19 protein-coding genes and 2 pseudogenes are annotated in these 16799 nt (G+C 59.2%); 10 read left to right on the forward strand and 11 right to left on the reverse strand.

Annotation, left to right across the window (positions count from 1 at the left end):
- Window positions 1–185: 185 nt before the first annotated feature.
- The 3 genes and pseudogenes from LB566_RS27375 to LB566_RS27385 form a co-directional block, all read right to left on the reverse strand.
- Window positions 186–1542, reverse strand: a pseudogene (locus LB566_RS27375) (ISNCY family transposase).
- A gap of 124 nt (window positions 1543–1666) precedes the next feature.
- Window positions 1667–2668 carry an IS30 family transposase gene (locus tag LB566_RS27380; protein WP_140554036.1) on the reverse strand — a complete coding sequence of 334 codons (1002 nt, stop codon included), beginning with the start codon at window positions 2666–2668 and terminating at the stop codon, window positions 1667–1669.
- 237 nt (window positions 2669–2905) lie between these two features.
- Window positions 2906–3847, reverse strand: a complete 942-nt coding sequence (locus LB566_RS27385) for an NAD(P)/FAD-dependent oxidoreductase (RefSeq protein WP_224629006.1) — start codon at window positions 3845–3847, stop codon at window positions 2906–2908.
- A gap of 302 nt (window positions 3848–4149) precedes the next feature.
- Between LB566_RS27385 and LB566_RS27390 the strand changes: the two genes are divergently transcribed.
- A complete protein-coding gene (locus tag LB566_RS27390; RefSeq protein WP_140554035.1) occupies window positions 4150–4455 on the forward strand; it encodes a hypothetical protein in 306 nt (101 codons plus the stop codon).
- A 30-nt stretch (window positions 4456–4485) separates the two neighbouring features.
- Entirely contained in the window at window positions 4486–4704 is a 219-nt protein-coding gene (locus tag LB566_RS27395; protein ID WP_140554110.1) for a KTSC domain-containing protein, read from the forward strand.
- Window positions 4705–5099: 395 nt separating this feature from the next.
- Here LB566_RS27395 and LB566_RS27400 read toward each other — a convergent pair whose 3' ends face one another.
- Window positions 5100–5300 carry a CsbD family protein gene (locus LB566_RS27400; RefSeq protein ID WP_140554033.1) on the reverse strand — a complete coding sequence of 67 codons (201 nt, stop codon included), beginning with the start codon at window positions 5298–5300 and terminating at the stop codon, window positions 5100–5102.
- Between the two features lie 199 nt (window positions 5301–5499).
- Window positions 5500–6258, reverse strand: coding sequence for a Crp/Fnr family transcriptional regulator (locus LB566_RS27405; protein WP_224629007.1), 759 nt, complete (start codon window positions 6256–6258; stop codon window positions 5500–5502).
- Window positions 6259–6620: 362 nt separating this feature from the next.
- Here LB566_RS27405 and LB566_RS27410 point away from each other — a divergent pair, with 362 nt between their 5' ends.
- From LB566_RS27410 to LB566_RS27435, 6 genes are all read left to right on the forward strand, one after another.
- On the forward strand, window positions 6621–7118 hold the full coding sequence (locus LB566_RS27410) for a cytochrome c oxidase assembly protein (protein WP_224629008.1): 498 nt from the start codon (window positions 6621–6623) through the stop codon (window positions 7116–7118).
- Window position 7119: 1 nt separating this feature from the next.
- A complete protein-coding gene (locus LB566_RS27415) occupies window positions 7120–7317 on the forward strand; it encodes a hypothetical protein (RefSeq protein WP_140554031.1) in 198 nt (65 codons plus the stop codon).
- A gap of 396 nt (window positions 7318–7713) precedes the next feature.
- Window positions 7714–7956, forward strand: a complete 243-nt coding sequence (locus tag LB566_RS27420; protein ID WP_140554029.1) for a type II toxin-antitoxin system Phd/YefM family antitoxin — start codon at window positions 7714–7716, stop codon at window positions 7954–7956.
- A complete protein-coding gene (locus LB566_RS27425; protein ID WP_140554028.1) occupies window positions 7956–8381 on the forward strand; it encodes a type II toxin-antitoxin system VapC family toxin in 426 nt (141 codons plus the stop codon). The genes LB566_RS27420 and LB566_RS27425 overlap by 1 nt, the downstream gene beginning before the upstream one ends.
- Before the next feature lie 42 nt (window positions 8382–8423).
- Window positions 8424–8735 carry a hypothetical protein gene (locus LB566_RS27430; RefSeq protein WP_224629009.1) on the forward strand — a complete coding sequence of 104 codons (312 nt, stop codon included), beginning with the start codon at window positions 8424–8426 and terminating at the stop codon, window positions 8733–8735.
- Window positions 8678–9310, forward strand: coding sequence for a DUF3883 domain-containing protein (locus LB566_RS27435; protein ID WP_224629010.1), 633 nt, complete (start codon window positions 8678–8680; stop codon window positions 9308–9310). The genes LB566_RS27430 and LB566_RS27435 overlap by 58 nt, the downstream gene beginning before the upstream one ends.
- Window positions 9311–10287: 977 nt before the next feature.
- On the opposite strand, the gene LB566_RS27440 is transcribed toward LB566_RS27435, so the two are convergent.
- On the reverse strand, window positions 10288–11631 hold the full coding sequence (locus LB566_RS27440; protein WP_224629011.1) for a phospholipase D-like domain-containing protein: 1344 nt from the start codon (window positions 11629–11631) through the stop codon (window positions 10288–10290).
- A gap of 1 nt (window position 11632) precedes the next feature.
- Window positions 11633–11959, reverse strand: a complete 327-nt coding sequence (locus LB566_RS27445; RefSeq protein ID WP_140554026.1) for a low affinity iron permease family protein — start codon at window positions 11957–11959, stop codon at window positions 11633–11635.
- 314 nt (window positions 11960–12273) lie between these two features.
- Here LB566_RS27445 and LB566_RS27450 point away from each other — a divergent pair, with 314 nt between their 5' ends.
- Window positions 12274–12633 carry a DUF768 domain-containing protein gene (locus LB566_RS27450; RefSeq protein ID WP_181172653.1) on the forward strand — a complete coding sequence of 120 codons (360 nt, stop codon included), beginning with the start codon at window positions 12274–12276 and terminating at the stop codon, window positions 12631–12633.
- 236 nt (window positions 12634–12869) lie between these two features.
- On the opposite strand, the gene LB566_RS27455 is transcribed toward LB566_RS27450, so the two are convergent.
- Both LB566_RS27455 and LB566_RS30625 read right to left on the reverse strand, forming a co-directional pair.
- Window positions 12870–13172 carry a DUF1236 domain-containing protein gene (locus LB566_RS27455; RefSeq protein ID WP_140554023.1) on the reverse strand — a complete coding sequence of 101 codons (303 nt, stop codon included), beginning with the start codon at window positions 13170–13172 and terminating at the stop codon, window positions 12870–12872.
- A gap of 502 nt (window positions 13173–13674) precedes the next feature.
- Complete coding sequence (locus LB566_RS30625; RefSeq protein WP_348642868.1) at window positions 13675–13911, reverse strand: hypothetical protein; 237 nt, start codon at window positions 13909–13911, stop codon at window positions 13675–13677.
- A 294-nt stretch (window positions 13912–14205) separates the two neighbouring features.
- On the opposite strand from LB566_RS30625, the gene LB566_RS27465 reads away from it, so the two are divergent.
- Window positions 14206–14820 carry a hypothetical protein gene (locus LB566_RS27465; RefSeq protein WP_140554021.1) on the forward strand — a complete coding sequence of 205 codons (615 nt, stop codon included), beginning with the start codon at window positions 14206–14208 and terminating at the stop codon, window positions 14818–14820.
- 680 nt (window positions 14821–15500) lie between these two features.
- On the opposite strand, the gene LB566_RS27470 is transcribed toward LB566_RS27465, so the two are convergent.
- Both LB566_RS27470 and LB566_RS27475 read right to left on the reverse strand, forming a co-directional pair.
- A complete protein-coding gene (locus LB566_RS27470; RefSeq protein WP_140554019.1) occupies window positions 15501–16109 on the reverse strand; it encodes a hypothetical protein in 609 nt (202 codons plus the stop codon).
- 424 nt (window positions 16110–16533) lie between these two features.
- Window positions 16534–16799 (reverse strand): annotated as a pseudogene (locus tag LB566_RS27475) (hypothetical protein); the annotation flags it as partial.

A 16799-nucleotide genomic window follows, 5' to 3' on the forward strand; every position in this document is an offset into this window, starting at 1 on the left:
AGGCCATCGATGAATTTGCTGGCCTGTTCGCGGGGGGTAACCGGGTCGCAGATGCTTGACAACCTAAGGGCCCAAGTGCGGGATAATGGCACGGACCAGAGCGCCCGATCGGGCGTAAGCTGGTCCGGGTTGCGCAGCCCGATCGGGGGCAGCCTGGCTCCCTGGCTTTAGCTTTGAAAGCCGCTTCACTCGGCAGCGGCCAACCTTGCCAGCGCCTGTTCTCGCCGCGCGATGACAGCAGGGTCGTTGAGAAAATCGGTCCTGCGGCCCGGCTTCGACCCGCGCTTCTTGTAAGCGCTCTGCTCGCTGTTGGTCTTGATCTTCGGCGGAGGCCGCGCCTCCTCCTGCTGAGCCTTGATCCAGGTCAGCACTTCGCCGAGCCGTTTGTTCTCGGTGACCGCCGTGTGCGTGACGCGCTGCTCCTTATCGAAGACGGTGTAAGGCAAGGAACACGCTCTCCATCGAACGTCCAGCCGACCGTTGGCGAATTCGTAGATATCGACGTATTTGCCGACCAGCCCGCACGAAAGCTCGTTCTTCTCAAGCATGATTTGCCTGCGTTCGTAGGAGAACGACAATTGCTGGCCGACATAACGCTGCTCCCGCTTGCACAGCATGTCACGCAGCCGATCCGGCGCAACATTCAATGCGCGATGCAGATTGTCCGGTCGGCGAACCTTTCGTTGAAGTCAGCCATGAATATCGGCAAGAACGCGTTGGCCGCCTCGATGTCAGATATGCCGGCAAGGCGCAGTTCCTTCACGAGGCGGTCCTGCAGCGTCCGATTGACCCTTTCAACCCGGCCCTTGGCCTGACTCGAATTGGCGCACAGGATCTCGATGTTGAGTTCCGACAAGGCGCGACCAAACTGGGTCATGCCGCGGCCTGCCTTGGCGTCCGTCTTGGCGACACGAAACACCGTATGCTTGTCGGAATAGAATGCGACTGGGCAGCCGTGCGCCTTCAGATAGAGCTCGAGCGTCTCGAAGTAGCTGAAGGTGCTCTCCGACTTCACAAAGCGAAGCTGCTGGAGCTTGCTCGTGGCATCGTCGATGAAGACGAGCAGGGTGCATGGATCGCCCCGCTCCTCGAACCAACGGTGATCGCTGCCGTCGATCTGCACCAACTCGCCATATGACTCCCGACGTAATCTGGGCTGATGGAACGTCCTGCGCTGCTTTCGGGACAGCCAGATTCCAGCTTCCGCCGTCCATTTGCGCAACGTCTCTCGCGACACGACCAGGCCGTGGTTCGCCGCGCGGCCGCCAAGGTCGGCCCAAAGTCGAGATAGTGTTCCCGAACCAACTGAACCGCCAGTTCGCCGATGCCGGCGACATATCGATGGTTCGACGGTCGTCTTCGAGCCTTGTGCCGAAGGGCTGCGGCGCCTTCGGCCCGGAACGCCTTCAGCAGACGCTGGACCTGGCGGGTCGTCATATCCAGCACATGCGCCGCCGAGACAACCGTCATGCGCCGCTCCAAAACCTTCGACAGCACCTCGATGCGTTGCAGCTCGCGCTCGCTCATTAAAATTAGTCCCAACCCGCCGTCTCCCTCGCTCACCGACGAGCAGGGCGACATTCCTACGTTGCGGAATCAAGACATTTCTATTTTGCGGTGTGAGTTCCAGCTGAAGTGCGACAAGCAGCGCGTCAGGTTAGCGCGTTCACCGATTGGCCAACAGTATCTTCTGACGGAAGACTTCGGCCGGTGTTCTGAAGCCGAGGCATTTTCGGGGCGTCGAGTTGAGATGGGCGCACACCTGGTGCAGGTCTCGATGCTCTATCGACAACGGATCGATGTCTCGCGGAAGCCATTTGCGAGCGCGACGGTTGGTGTTTTCCACCGTGCCTTTCTGCCACGGCGCCTGCGGGTCGCAGAACCATGTCTGAACGCCGAGACCGGCCTGAAGGTAGGGCCAGTCTGTGAACTCGGTGCCGCGGTCGAAGATGATCGATCGGCGGGCCGAATGGGGAAGTGGACCAAGCACGTCAATCAAGCCATCCATGATCGCGCGCGACTGTCGGTCGTTGTTGCGTAGGAAGACTGTGAAGCGGCTCACCCGTTCGACCAGCGAAGTGACGTTCGCTTTGCCAAATTTCTTGCGGAACTGGATCAGATCGCATTCCCAGTGTCCGAGCTGCTTTCTGTCGCGGACGATGTCCGGACGATGCAAAATGCTCAAATCCGGGCTAAATCGACGGCCATGACGCCGCCTTACGTGCCTCGGCCGGCGTCGGGCGCGGCTCTCCGGAAGATAGCGCCACAGCTTTATCTCCTGGCCATAGGGCGAATAGGCAAAGCGATAGATCGTCTCGTGGCAGACGCGAACGCTGCTGCGTTCATAAGCCAATCGACCGGCGATCTGCTCCGGTGACCAGCCATGCTTGATACGCTCGATGATTGATGCGCGAAGCTTCGGATGCCGAACCAGTTTACGATAACGGCTGCGACGTTCCTTGGCCCGATGGTTGGCCGCCACACAGAAATAGCCTGTCAGATCCGGCATCTCCCGATCCTCAAACTTATTCCGCGCGATCTCGCGGAAAATCGTCGAGCGATGGCGGCCGAGTTTCTCAGCAATCGCATCGACACTGACGCCAGCATGGCGCCAGCGCTCGATCTTGCGGCGTTCATCCAAATCGATCTGGGAGTAGCTGCGTTTCATGTGCGGTTCCATGCATGCGATAAGGCATTGGTATCGCTGCAACGTCGCAGTTCAAGATAGAACCCACCCTGCTACATCCACAAGTCGCAGAATCTATCTTATGGAACTGGCGGAAATCTCTATAAAAGCAGAGGCTTAGTTGAGATGCTGGAGCTGATGCGTCTCTCTGAGAATAACTGCGATTGGCAACGTTCCTGTTCAAATTCCAGCCAAGGTGTCATGACGCAAGCTGATTGATTATCTGGGGTCCTGACGCAGTAACTGATTGTGAATGTCGCTAGCGGCGACCGCGGCATGGCCGAAGCCGACCGCAATCTGATTCAGCGCCTTCACCACATCTCCAATGGCGGAGACACCTTCCGCGCTTGTGCGCTGATGCGCGTCAACTCGAACATAGCCGTCTTCTGAGCAGTCGGCCCCCAGGGATGTAGCTAGTTCGGATCGTACGACACAGCCCATCGCGATATAGATCACTTCGAAGAGTTGTTTGCGGCCGTTCTCCAGAAGTACCTCGTATCCACTGTCCATTGGAAGGAGGCTATTTACATTGTCCAAAATTCCTGCCTTGAAAGCAACCGCTCGCCTCCGCGCATTGGCAGATAGACCTTCGGGACGGCTAGCCAGGACCGTGACGTTGGGCGTGTACTGCTTCAGGAATAACGCCTCCCTCATCGCGCTCTCCTCGGGGCCCATCACGGCAACGGCCTTGTCTATCACCTCATAACCGTCGCACACCGGGCACAGGCGAATGGTGCCCTTGGCGATTCCTTCGCGTATGTGTGGTACATCGGGCGTGATGTCGGTAACCCCTGTCGCGAGTATTACCTGGCGTGTCGGGTACGCTTCATTGGCAGCATGAACGACGAACCCGGCTTCGACTGGGTTAATCGCCTCTACCCGCTCCTGCCTCAGAACAGCGCCGTACATAGCAGCTTGCGCGGTGAGGCGCCGCAGGAGATCCTCGCCTCCAATTCCGTCGGGAAAACCCGGACAGTTGTGACTTTTCACAATCAATTTCGCGCGGCCGTCATCCGCGTCGAATACTACGACGCTGCGGCGAAACCTTCCCAGGTAAACAGCCGCCGCCAACCCAGCCGGACCACCGCCGACGATCGCGACGTCAAAAGGCTCGTTCGACTTTAAAGCGGACATTCGCGCCGAACGACGCAACTGGTTCAATGTTCCCCGACTAGCCGCTCGATCTACCTTATGCGCGGAGGCGCCCTGATATTTCGTCAGAGCGGAAGAATATATTCTTGTCGGCGGTCCGTCGGTCTCCAATGGAGACAGCAAGGAATGTTTATACTGACCAGAGATTGCATTCCCTGTGCGCGCCGAAACAAAGGACCCAATACCCCACGTGCCCTGCCGTCGCACGCGGCGTTGGGATTCTGCCTGCACCGGCGGCAATAAATAGCAACCCGCATCTGGGAACGTGTCGGTATCTCCACCGTTGATCGAAAATCAATTGAGACGCCGCCATGTACCTCTTCCAGATCTTGCTGCCCCGCGCGGACAACTCCGGAGAGCCGTTTCCCAAACAGGATTTTGACCGCATAAAGGAAGATCTGGCTTGCCGATTTGACGGCGTGACGGCCTACCTACAGGCGCCTGCCGAGGGGCTGTGGAGGCAGGGCGAACATTCCAGGGACGACGACATCATAGTATTCGAGGTGATGACCGGAAAAATCGATCTACAAGAATGGCGCAACTGCCGAGCCGAACTTGAGCGGCGCTTCCGCCAGCATCAAGTTGTCATTCGATATATGTTGATGGAGCTCGTCTAGGTCTCGTCATGCCATCGTTCTCGATACACAATCAGTCTACGACCCGGCCGCAGAACCCTTTCGGTCCGGTTCGTGTCCAGCGGGAAACGCTACGAATTCGAGGACGTGCCAACCGAGGCCTTTGCCGCATTCCGGACTGCCTTCGCCAAGGCTCGCTTCTCCCGGCATGAACCTCAGGCGTCGCGTCACCGGCTTATTGCGAACCCTGGAAACGGGATCTTTCACGTCATCTCTCCCTCGCCGAGATAGAGCAGGATCAACAGGGCTTATCGTTCCTCATCGCGGAGAGAAGTTCGCGACCACGATTAGTTGGCAACGGAAGGGACGGGGGTGCTTGGAAACCGCCCTGGAACCCCGCGGCTGCGGATTGGTGCGGATAGCCTTGATCAGAAAAGGCGTTTTCTGAAGTACGTCAAGTTGTACCCGCCCGACGAGCAGCCTTGCTCTCCAGGCTTGTCGACGCCGCAGGCTGGCTGCGCCTCTTCGCCGACTTACGACCGCGGCTGGTCGCCCCAAGATCGGTGCCGTTTTGTCGTATCCGCGCCGCTTTGCAAATGAGCGCTCGGGTGTTGCTCGGCCCACGCCCGTCGAACGGAGAGGCTTGCAGCGACCGTGTGACGCGGCAAGCCTCTGGCCCTTCGACTCTAGCTCTGGCGGTTGTACCAGTCGTCAACGTTCTGGCGAACGCGATCTCTTTCGATACCGTAGCGCTCTTGTATGACGCCTTCCAGCTGATCGCGTTTTCCTGCGATTCGATCAAGGTCGTCATCGGTGAGTTTGCCCCATTGATCCTTCACCTTGCCCTTGAATTGCTTCCAGTTTCCTTCGACGCAATTCCAGTCCATGGTGACTGTGCTTTTCGTGGTTGGCCAGCATCAAGAACGACAAGAGGGTACGAAGGTTCCTGCCCTGAATTATGAAGAAACGCGCTCCGTCGGTTACTTCGTAACCGCCCATTCGGCAAAAGCGGGCGTGCCGCGCCGGCGTGATGCTTGGGCCATCATTGGTACCGCCGACGGCGGTCAAGCACGCGTAAGAGCGTTGCTATCGGGGCTCCTTGCGAAGATTGAGGTAAGTGCCATCGAACTCGGCGGCTCGAGCCAAGCGGTCCCAGTTCGTGATAGTCACCACCTTGCGTTCCCAGGTGATGAGGTCCGCGCGGCGCAATTCCATCAGCGTTCGATTGAGATGGACGATAGAGAGGCCGATAGTATCGGCCAGCATGCTCTGAGTGACCGGAAATTCGAACGACCGGCCGCGGGTCATTCCGACAACCTCCATGCGCAGGAACATCTCACAAATGAGATGCGCCAGATGGGCCCCCGCGGACCGGCGCCCGAGGCAGGCGATCCACACCCTCTGAATGGCGGCGTCCACCGCCAATACGGTCGACAGCACGCGGAACAAGTGCTGATGGCTGTCGGTGATCCGACGAAGCGTGTCATGTCCGATGAACGCCATGCGGGCCGGCGCAAGTGCAACTACATTGTGGTCCATCACGTGCAACAGGAATGCGTGCAGGTCCACGAAGTCGCCAGGAATATGGAGAGCCGTTATCTGGCGGCGGCCGTCGGCAAAGGTGACGGTTCGTCCGGTGATCCCCGCCACAATAACGCAACTCTCCTTGGGCTCGGAGTGCTCCGCGACGATCTCGTCGCCGACCTCGTAGTCACGTGTCCGCCAGGGACCGTCCTCAAGTATTGCTCGATCTCCGGGTGTGATATCGTCTCGCCGCTCCAGCACTTTGAACAAGGCGGAAATGTCGGTAACTGATCTGGTCGGCAGTGTCGTCTTACCGGGCAAGCAAAACCTCCTCAATGGCGAGAGCCGCTCAGAAAAGATCAGGTCGGGCCGAACCGGGTGCGACTACCTCGTATTCAGGGATTGATCACTTCCGACATCCGTAGAGCGTCGGGCCTCATAATCTCGTTCCTGGTGAGCCTTGTGGTAAACCCACGACCCAGCGGTATGTTCCGCGACTGTCTCGATTGGCGGCAATTCATATGCAAACCACTCGCCATAGCTGGCAGAGCTGCCGTCCTCTCTCTCACAACGCGCAGTGGCAAGCCCCGGTAGACAGTTGCGGCACGCCGCCGGCTGAAGCCGAGAGGCGCCTACTGATGCGAGAAGCACCTGCGCCGGTGCCGTTTCGGCGTGCCCTGGGTATGGTTGGGCATGGCAAATCGCTGCGAGCGCTCTGGACCTTTGCGAGCCGGCCTGTCACCGCAACGATTGTTCACGGGATCGCGATATGGGTGTGGCACATTCCGGTCCTGTTTGAGGCAGCGCTCGAGCATGGCGTGCTGCACTATGCGCAACATGCGAGCTTCCTCGGCACCGGCCTGCTCTTCTGGTGGGCGTTGCTGCCGCGCCGACGCCAACAGCAGGCTTATGGAAGTGCCGTAATGCATCTTTTCTTCACCTCCCTGCACACCGGCCTGCTCGGCGTCCTGCTTCTTCTATCGCCGAAGCTCTGGTACCCGGAGAATGCTGCCGGGGCGGCAGTGTGGAATTTGAGCCCGATCGAGGACCAGCAGCTTGCCGGGCTCGTTATGTGGGTCCCGGCCGGCCTTATCTATGGCGGGGCAGCGCTATTGCTGGCCGGCCTCTGGATAACGACGAGCGGAACCAGGAAGATCGCACATGCCCCCTGGCCCATCTAAATTGATCATCGCCGTGTGCATTCTGTTGGTCGTCGCGGGCGGCGCGCTCGCATTGTGGGCCGACCGAGTCCGTCGGGTGCAGCAAGAGGCGGACGCCGCTACCGGCGGCGTCGGTGCACGTGCGGTACCGATCATGCTGGCGAATGGCTGCGCCGGCTGCCACAAACCCATCGATCAGTTGCGGGACTTCGTCCGGTGAGCGCGACCAGAGTTGGCTCTGATGCTCAATCCCCACGTCGCCCAAATGCACCCCTGCGGTGCCAACCGGTGTGACGATGGGAAAAAATGCCGTTGAATGCGATCGCCGGACATCTGGATCCGCATCCAATCCGGGGATCGAGGACCCGTCGTTGATCCAATTACGCACATACCTGAGTTGGCAGGAAGTTTGTTGGAGTATCATCCTACGTCTCCTGAAAGGCTCGCGAGCGCCGTGCTTGGGAGCGGTCAGGACGTTCCTTCCGAACGCGCAATCTGGATGGCTTGGACTGCCTCCGGTCTCGAGCAGCGTTCGCCGGCAGATGATTTGGGAGGCAGCGCTAGAATTGTAAGGCCGATTGCACTATATGACTATCTACATGGTCAGGAGCGTGACATGGATGTGATCAATCTGGCGGATGCCAAAGCCCATCTGAGCGAGCTGGTTGACAGAGTCGAAGCGGGCGATTCGATCGACATCACTCGTCGGGGCAAGCCGGTCGCGCGGCTCATCGCCGTCGCCAAGCCGCGCAAGCCGATCGATGCCGCGCTGCTTCAATCGCTGACGGCAGCGATGCCGCCCCAGCCTCAGAGTGCCGCCGATCTCGTGCGGTCGATGCGGGATGGCGATCGCTATTGATGCTCTATCTCGACACGTCGCTGCTCGTCGCGGCGCTCTCCAACGAAGCGATGACGCCGCGGGTCCAGGCCTGGCTTGCGGAGCAGGACCCGGCGCAGCTCCTGATCAGCGACTGGACGGTCACGGAGATGTCGTCGGCCATGGCGATCAAGCTGCGGACCGGACAGATCAGCCTGGAGCAACGCGCGGCGGCGCTCGCCATGTTCAACAAGCTCGTTGCCGAGAGCTTCACCGTCCTGCCCGTGACGGGTGGGCAGTTCCGAGCGGCGGCGAGGTTTGCTGATCAGCATGCCCTTGGGCTCCGTGCCGGAGACGCGTTGCATCTCGCCATCGCATCGGAGCATGGCGCCACGGTGCACACGCTCGACCAGCGGCTTGCCGACGCCGGGCCGACGCTCGGTGTCCCGGCGCGGTTGCTGGCATAATCCGGAACTTCTCCAGCGGGACAGGTCTGCTCGGGAGCCGCCATGGCCGGTGACTGGTCCGACGAGCAGAACGATGCGATCGTGGCGGATTATATCGCGATGCTCGCGGACGACATCGCCGGGCGGCCATACAGCAAGGCCGAACATAGCCGCCTGCTACAGGAGATGATCGATCGGCCCCGCGGCTCGATCGAATACAAGCATCAGAACATCAACGCCGTGCACAAGGGCCTCGGCGAGGGCTGGATCCCAGGCTACAAGCCGGCCTTCATTTCCAAGCGTCACTCGTCGATGCGATGGTGCGCTGGCTCGATCGTCATCCGGATTGGCTCGCACCGGCCGCGCAGATGGTGATGGAGCCTTCGCCATCGGCGCTTCGGGACGAAGCGATGCTGTGGATCGGCTCACCCCCGACGCACAGCAACGCGCCGCCGCCCAAAGAACTTGAGCAGATGACCGCCATCGCCCGGAAGTACGACGTGGCTGAGCGTGATGCCCGCAATCGGGCTCTGGGCCGTGCTGGCGAGGAGCGCGTCCTCGCGCATGAGCGTGCCAGTCTGCTTGCCGCCGGCCGAACCGTTCTCGCCGAGCGCACCCTCTGGGTGGTGTCGCACCTGGATGATGACGGTGCCGGTTATGACGTTCTGAGCTTCGCCACCAACGGCAGCAATCGGCTGATTGAGGTGAAGACGACCAATGGATGGGAGCGGACGCTGTTTCACATCACGCGCAATGAGCTGGCCGTTGCGGAGGAGCGGCGCAGTGATTGGCCGCTAGTGCGGTTGTGGAATTTTGCGCGGGAGCCGAAGGCGTTCGAATTACTGCCGCCGCTGGAGGCACATGTGTCGCTGATGGCGACCAGCTATCAGGCGAACTTCATACAGTGGGCCGTGAGCCGTCTGTCGGCTTTCGGGGCGAAGACGTGGTAGCTGCTGTAACCACACAGGCGGGCGCGGACGCGGTGTGAGCGGGTTGCACTGTTGGGTTGAATGACCGGTTGCGCACGGAGGCCGGCAGGGGAAGGCATTCCCCTGCCGGGAGACCCGCAACGTCCTCTTCGGCTTGGCCAGACGACGCAGACGTTCCTGTCTCGTGCCGTGGCCGACAGTGACAGCGCCAAACGATGATGATCGTACGGCTGCCCGTGATTTGCAGGTGGCCGAGAAGAAAGGCCATCTCCGCCGCCAGACCGGACGCTTTCAGGGCCGGTCAACCACCTGTTCCCTTGCGCTTGCTGCCTTGGGATAGTTCTGCCGCGCAAGGACGGAGGAACCTGCCCGATGGCAGGATAGGCTCGCATGCTTCGACGGGCTCTTATGTGGAACAAAGCTGGCCAGCTGCGGTTTCGTACAGCAGCCGGGCGCGGTGCAAGTTAACGCGCCGTGCTGCTGGGTCGCAGGGCCCAGCCAAGAGCCCGCTCCTCCTCCCTCAGGGGCGGGCTCTTTTCCTCAAGGCAACCGAATACCGATCCTCAGTACGCGGAGGGCCACATGAAACAACGTCTCTCAGATCTCAGCGCAATGGCCGAACCCGGTTTCTGGATAGCCTTTGGGTCTTTTGGTACTGCCTTACGCCGTTGGAGTATTCTCCCCGATTAAGACATGCCATTGCCTTTGATCGCCCGGCTCTGGCCACCCCAAGCTGATCTGAATAAACAACTTGATAATTCCCGGGGGCCCACCGCCACTGGGCGGCTTGGGTCCAGCCAAGGCGTTGCGCTCACGCAAAAAGACGGAGGCTAAATTGCATCGGCCGATGAACTCGCGCGCGAATATTTAGCAGATCGCCGGGCGTTTGGCTTTGCACGGCTGCTCCCATTTCCGGCGAACCATAGCATCTTAGCCATTCGATAGCCGCGGCAGGCCCCGACTAGCCGGCGCTCGCCCTCAGCACCTTCCACAAAGCACTAAAGTTGCGAGTGCAGCCTGCTGGCCAGCCAGTCCGTTACCTTTTCTGCCAGGGGGCGCGTTTGCCATTCGCTCAAACTGATCTGCCTGGATCGTTCGAGATCCTGATTGAACAGGTCGATCTGCGTTGTCGCAAAATCCTGACCGTAGACATTGAGGGTCGCTTCGTCGTTTAGTCGCAAAGAGCGCTCGTCCAGGTTGGCAGAACCAAAGCTCGTCCAGACGTCGTCAACGATCAGGAGTTTGGGATGATACATCGTTGGCTGAAACTCGAAGATCCGAACCCCGGCTTTGAGTAGGTCGCCCCAGAAGTATCGTGAGCCTTTTCGAACCAGTGGCACGTCCGTGAGGCGATTGGGCACGATCACATCGACTGCCACCCCACGCTTCCTGGCGTCCAAGATCTGCTGAAGGGCAATATCGTCGGGCACGAAATAGGCCATTCCAATGCGAAGATGATCCTTGGCGGCAGCCATCGCCGCCAGCATCATCAGTTCCATGTTCTCCGAGCCGTTCGGTTGCGAAGAAAGGATCAGCTGAGCACCAAGCGCTCCTGCTGGCTCGGGTGGCGGGTAGAACTTTTCACCCTGCAATGTCTCACCGGCCGTCTCCAACCAGTTTTCGGCGAACGCTGCCTGAAAGGCAGAGACTGCGGGGCCTTTGACTTGGTAGTGCGTGTCGCGCCACTCATCTGGGTTGCGGGCGTCTCCAAGCCAGTTATCGGCAATACCGACGCCGCCGGTAAACGCGACCCGTCCGTCAACGATGAGCAGCTTGCGATGGGTCCGATTGTTTATGCGATCCAAGGTGTACCAATGGATCGGCCTATAACGTTGGAACCGCACGCCAGCGCTTGTCATGGTCTGGATCAGATATTCATCGAACGGCAAGCTGCCCACCCAGTCGACGAGTACACGGACCTCGACACCATCCCTGGCTTTGTGTGCCAACGCAGCCGCGAACTCATAACCGACGACGCCGGACCAATAAATATAAGTCTCCAAATCTATTGTAGATTTAGCCCCCTCGATCGCCTGCAGCATCGACGGAAAGATTTCATCCCCGTTGACAAGGGTTTGCACCGCATTCGCCCCGAACAGCTGTCCTTGCGAATAACTGCTCATGCTGCCTGCGAACTGTGGATCCGACGCATCGAAACGATGCGGGACAATCGTTCGCAAAACGCGTGGCTCGGGCGCTAAGTTTATGGCCAGCACGGTGATCAGACTGGCGATAAGCGCGGCGGCTGCGTATCTGAGGTACGGCAATAGACGGCCCAGCTTTTGGCCAAACCTTACCGGCTTGGCGCCAGCCAGGAGCGCCACGAAATCGGAAAGGCTCACGTCAATCGCCGTGCTGTTTATGGTTGCGATGTTTTTCGATTTCCTCAGGTTCTTCCTTGTCAATTCGCGTGATGTTCGATGCCGAGCTATTTGCTCGCAACATCTCATCCAGTTTGGCATGGATCGCTTGAGTGTCGCGGTGCTCTGCTCTTTGAATGAACAGCGTCATAGCCCAAGTGAAGAGGGTAGCCGCCCCGTGCCAATTCAAACTTTCCCGATCGAAAACGAGCCAAAGAGCCGCGTAAGCTAGCAGCACCAGGAATGCCGCGGGGCGAGAGGTCAGCGTGCCGATTGAGGTGAGCACACTCGTGATCGGGTGATTTGCCATCACCCAAGAACTTTCGAGCGTGACGCAGGTTCCCCCTCTGGCAAGCACTGCAACGCATGCCGGCGGAGCCCAGCGCGGGCCCTCGCCCCCGCAGTGGCCGCACCGAATGTTCCATCGGCGCGGCGTCGTATCATCATTTAACACTGCCTGGGCGCCTTCCCATCTCACCTTGTCGGAAGCAACAAACGACCGCTTTTCAAATCGACCAAGCAAGCCGGTCGGGCGATGGCCTGCACCAGCCGCGTTTCGACAAAGCGTTGCATCCTTCGTGCGAAATCCGCGTTGAGAGATGGATCATTGAAGGTGGTGCTCCCATGGACTCCAAACCGGCCTTTCCTCACGCCGAAACGGCTACGGCGCAAGACGCTGAAATCCTCGTGAATAAAACGGCACATTTCGTCGAGGAATGGATCGATGAGCACAAGGTCGAAGTGCCCGCCGCAGTGCCAACCGAAATAGCTGCCAAGAGGATGGCGGATCAATGTATCTCCGATGCCGAAAGCGAAGGGATACTGGCCGATGAGATCAACGACGAAGTCGGCGACCTTAAGGATTACATCGCCGAGACTGTGCTCGGGGAAGATGGCTCAGACAACGATAGTCCTGAGGAACCGGCTGTCGCGACGTCGTCCGAATCAGACCGTGGAGATGCGAATGCCGAAATTCCGCTTTGAATTCATAGAGACCACCGCGCAACCCGCAATTCAGGCGAGATGGAAAATCTTGCTGCCGCCCAGGCGGAGGCGAAAAGAGCAGCGAAGGAAGCGATGCTCGACGGGATTGCCGCAGGTATGGATCCGACATGCTGGGTGACCAACTGCCCCGTTTTCGGAGAACCTGCCAACTGAGCGCAGATAAAAATGGCGGGCTGGGTCGAAGCGCAGCCCGCCTATAGAACCGGGCTTTATCGCTAGTGTAAGACGTCGACGATCTGATGGGTATCTGGATCGACAAGGACGGTCTGATCATTAATCACCGCTACCCGGTATTTGACGTTAGGAACTTCGCGCAGTTCAACTTTGTCCGGCACTGATGAGCCCAGCTTAAGCTCCACGCCCAACAGGTTGACCGACGCCAAGGGCTGCTTTTTCACATATTCGCGGACAACTGTCTCCTGCTCTGGCTGGACAACGACGACGTCCTGCGCAGCAGCAACGCCGATTCCAGCAACCAGCAACAACGCGGCAGTGGCGCCAGTGACATGTATTCTCATGATTTATTTCCTCTTTGTGGGCTGAGCGCAGGATGCCTCGGCCCTAAGCTGAACGTGAGGAAATCGGAAACGTTCCTCTGACAGGACTTCAGTCTGACACCCCGCTGAGAAAGAGCGCGGCCGATCGGCATCGAAGCTGAGAGGCACGGCGCCCATCGTCGATCTGAGGAACGGCGCCGGAGTGGAAAGCAGCCCGACGGCGGGACGACGTCGCCGGAACTGGAGCCGTCAGCGTTCGCGCGCAATCGCAGCGCGCAATCGTTGGCGGTTCTGCTGCGTCTGCTGGTAAGAAACCGCACGCGATAGTCGACCCGCTGCTCTGACAGGAAGGGCTTGCAGCGCTGCCGCTTGGGATAGATCATTTCTGCGCGACTGGTCAGAATCCGGCGGCCAACAGTTCGATGCATCCGCTTAGTACAATTCCCAAGATCCGTCGGATACCGGTACTCTGATCACGAGGCGCCAAAGTGTGTGCGTTTCGGGCACTATTCCGGCTCGCAGGCTACTTCCTCTTGCGAACTACGGCTTCTGCCTGCGCCGGCGCCTTCTGAATGTTGGCGGCGCGGCCCATGTCCCCATTCTTCGTGCGCCCGGCCCCAGGGCCTGCTCCAATATCGGCACCGGTGGTTGGATCGGAAGAGGGATCCGAGAGTGTCCGCTCCGCCATCTTGGCAGCGACTTTCTTGTCTTTGGCATTGAGCTTGACCGTTGCACTCCCGTCTCCGCCATCAATGGGCATGACGTCCTCGAGATCGTCGATGCGGTCCCATTCGTCTCCCGAATTCCAGGGCCCGGTGGCGTCGCCCTCTCCTTGCGAGGTGTTGACGTAAATGCTGGCAAACTTCTCGATGCCCGGGAGCTTGCCCGACGGAAAGTTGTTTTCTATCGCATAGAGCGCTTTTTCAACGACTTTTGGTGGGCGACCTCACGCAGCTACTATCCCTCGATCGCCGCGGTGTGCCGGCGCCTGCAGATCAACCGCCAGCAGTTCAACAAATAGCTGAGCGGCCAGACCTGGCCGTCCCGTCGCAACATGCGCAAGATCTGCGACTTCTTCGGCGTGAGCGAAGGCGAGCTTTTGATGGACCAGCAGCGCTTTGCCGAGATCGTCGGGCTGCGCCGCCGCCCACTCGGCGTCCATGCGCCGTCGGACATGCTGGTGCATATGGAGCAGCTCTATCAGCGTTCCGGCGATGTCGGGCGCTATGTCGGCTACTATTTCCGCTATTTCTACTCGTTCGGCTATTCCGGCAAGATCATCAAATGCCTGGTCGTGATCTACGAAAAGGAAGGTCGCTATTTCTGGAAATGCATGGAAAGGCTCGTCCATTTTGGCAAATATGGCGTGAAGACCTCGAAATATTCGGCCGCCCTGCTGCTGCTCGGCGATCGCATATTCGCGCTCGAATCCGAAACCCTGCTCAAGACCAGCATCACCCAGGTGATCCTCTATCCGAGCTACCAGACGAGCGTCGCCTATCTGGTCGGCATCCAGACGGGCATGCCCCTTTTACGGGGCGGAGACCCGCAGCCTCGGTCGTGCTTCTGGAATATCTCGGCCGCTCCGTCGACCAGCGCAAGGCGCTGCAAGCGTGCGGCCTGTTCGACGAAACCGATCCGGCCATCGATGCAGGCATTCGCGCTATGATCACTAACCGCATACCGGCGGGCACATTCGTGCTCGAAACCGAGGAGGTGTAGCCTGCTTCCCCGGATACGTCGTCACTCCACGCCGCAACACCAGCTGGCAGCGAACAGCACGAGACCGCCATGAAGAACGGACGCGATTGCGGCCGGTCATAGTTCGCAATAGCTGCTTGTCGCCCCAGGTTCCAGCGTCTCCTGTCGTGCGACCAAGCCCCTGCCGTTCATACAAACGATGTGCATTTTGGACAGTAAGCCGAACAGCAAACGGCCCCGACGGGCGTAAACCCGGTCTCAATGCCGTCGTGGTCGTTTCGCTCCTTACGTTGCATCCCGACACCGTATGTCGGTGAACGGTTACCTACGTTGCGGTCGCGGAAGTTGGAACGGCGGCAATTGCCGGCTGATCATGGAAGCGGATATTACGATGTAAGCGGTCGGACAATTTTGCCGTATCTCTAGATCGTCGGAACGCAGTTCAAGCTGGTCATCGACTGCGCCGCCGCGCCTTTCGAGCCGTGCAATTCTGATTGGCGCTCCGCCACGCCCGGCTTCTCGTCAACAGCCGCTGGATAGTGTCCCTCAAAAGGATTGTAGTAAAATGACCTCGATCCGAGCCAGCCCGAAGAAGCCTCGAACGCCTGTGGAGGCTATGTCGGCCGATCTAGATTGCCTATCCGCATGCTAACGCTTGCGCAACAAAGCCGGCACAACGTCGTGGAAGGCGATTCCCTGATTGCGGTGTTCACCCCCGGTAGTCGCTGCAAACCATGCGGCCGCAGCGCCAAGTGCGGAGCCCGCGGCCGTCGCGAAGCTGAATATGGCCGTTATGTTGGCTGAAAGGCGCACGGTCGTTTCGTTGAGTTGCGCGTCAGCGGGATTGACCACTGCATCCGCGCCTTTTCGGGCAATCATCGCAAAGAAAAACGCCGCTCCGAGTGTCGCCAGAGCCCAGACCGCGATGCCATGTATGCCATCGCGGAATTCGCTCTCATTTGCGTCGCTGTCCTCCCAGCGCGTGCGCATGCGTCCAGCTACATAACCGCCGGCTGCGGAACTTGCTACGGCCACGACGACTACCCATAGCCCGGCCGCCAGCACGTTCCAAGAAGCGCCGCCGTTGGGCAGAGTAGGAGAACCCAGCGCCAAGCCGGCACTCGATCCGAATTGCAAAAGAACCACTGAGATGGCGCAAGCGATGATCCCGCCGCCAAATATGTCCCCCCATTCAAGATAGGACGATGCAGCCACCCTTGGGCTAACTGCAGGGCTTTCGGGTACTGTGTCGGCCATGATCTTACCGTAGTCCAAGGAATGACAGAACGAACAGAACGATCACGACGAGACCCACGAGATATATTATTCCGTTCACGACGTTCTCCCCTGATTGCGAATAGACGAACAACGTGTCCGGGATGTTTTGGTTGCAAGAGAACTGTCCCGGAAATCTGAAGGTCTGCGACAAGTGCAAAGTGTGCTGAGATCGGCACCCCCGACCACCTCTACAACCCTCGGCACTCGACGCTAGGCTATCTGAGCCCCGTCGAATTCGAGGAGAAAGCAGTGCTAGCTTAACGGCGTGGCCGAAAAACCGGCAGCAGGCCAAATGGCATGTGCTGGAACCCCTGTCCGCTCCTACAAATCTGGTCGGCACAAACGGGACGGTTGATGAAGGGAAGGAACCGACTTCGAGGCAGACAGCGAGATCTGTCTCGTTTCACGACGTTGGGCTGTAGCGGAGCAATTTGAAGCAATCGCCGCTTGCCGACGTCAATTGCATCAGGAAATGCTTCGACCGATCGATCCACTCCTGATGCGACTTGACGTCCGCTTCAATCTCATCGACTGGTCTAAGTTTGACGAAGCCACGCCCGTTGCTGAAAAGCCGGCATGCACGGGCGAGAATTCTCCTGCTGCGCAGGCGCAACAGATCGGCATCATAAAAGATATCCAGCACCTCCTGCTTGATCTTCCGCTCCTTTT

The organism is Mesorhizobium sp. CA13 (genome assembly GCF_020165235.1).
Classification (GTDB): Bacteria; Pseudomonadota; Alphaproteobacteria; order Rhizobiales; family Rhizobiaceae; genus Mesorhizobium.

Coding starts and splice junctions, on each gene's coding strand:
- LB566_RS27380 (WP_140554036.1), bottom strand. CDS start 2,668: ATGAAACGCAGCTACTCCCAGATCGATTTGGATGAACGCCGCAAGATC.
- LB566_RS27390 (WP_140554035.1), top strand. CDS start 4,150: ATGTACCTCTTCCAGATCTTGCTGCCCCGCGCGGACAACTCCGGAGAG.
- LB566_RS27400 (WP_140554033.1), bottom strand. CDS start 5,300: ATGGACTGGAATTGCGTCGAAGGAAACTGGAAGCAATTCAAGGGCAAG.
- LB566_RS27410 (WP_224629008.1), top strand. CDS start 6,621: ATGGTTGGGCATGGCAAATCGCTGCGAGCGCTCTGGACCTTTGCGAGC.
- LB566_RS27420 (WP_140554029.1), top strand. CDS start 7,714: ATGGATGTGATCAATCTGGCGGATGCCAAAGCCCATCTGAGCGAGCTG.
- LB566_RS27425 (WP_140554028.1), top strand. CDS start 7,956: ATGCTCTATCTCGACACGTCGCTGCTCGTCGCGGCGCTCTCCAACGAA.
- LB566_RS27430 (WP_224629009.1), top strand. CDS start 8,424: ATGGCCGGTGACTGGTCCGACGAGCAGAACGATGCGATCGTGGCGGAT.
- LB566_RS27435 (WP_224629010.1), top strand. CDS start 8,678: ATGGTGCGCTGGCTCGATCGTCATCCGGATTGGCTCGCACCGGCCGCG.
- LB566_RS27445 (WP_140554026.1), bottom strand. CDS start 11,959: ATGGCAAATCACCCGATCACGAGTGTGCTCACCTCAATCGGCACGCTG.
- LB566_RS27450 (WP_181172653.1), top strand. CDS start 12,274: ATGGACTCCAAACCGGCCTTTCCTCACGCCGAAACGGCTACGGCGCAA.
- LB566_RS27455 (WP_140554023.1), bottom strand. CDS start 13,172: ATGAGAATACATGTCACTGGCGCCACTGCCGCGTTGTTGCTGGTTGCT.
- LB566_RS30625 (WP_348642868.1), bottom strand. CDS start 13,911: ATGCCCATTGATGGCGGAGACGGGAGTGCAACGGTCAAGCTCAATGCC.
- LB566_RS27465 (WP_140554021.1), top strand. CDS start 14,206: ATGCGCAAGATCTGCGACTTCTTCGGCGTGAGCGAAGGCGAGCTTTTG.
- LB566_RS27470 (WP_140554019.1), bottom strand. CDS start 16,109: ATGGCCGACACAGTACCCGAAAGCCCTGCAGTTAGCCCAAGGGTGGCT.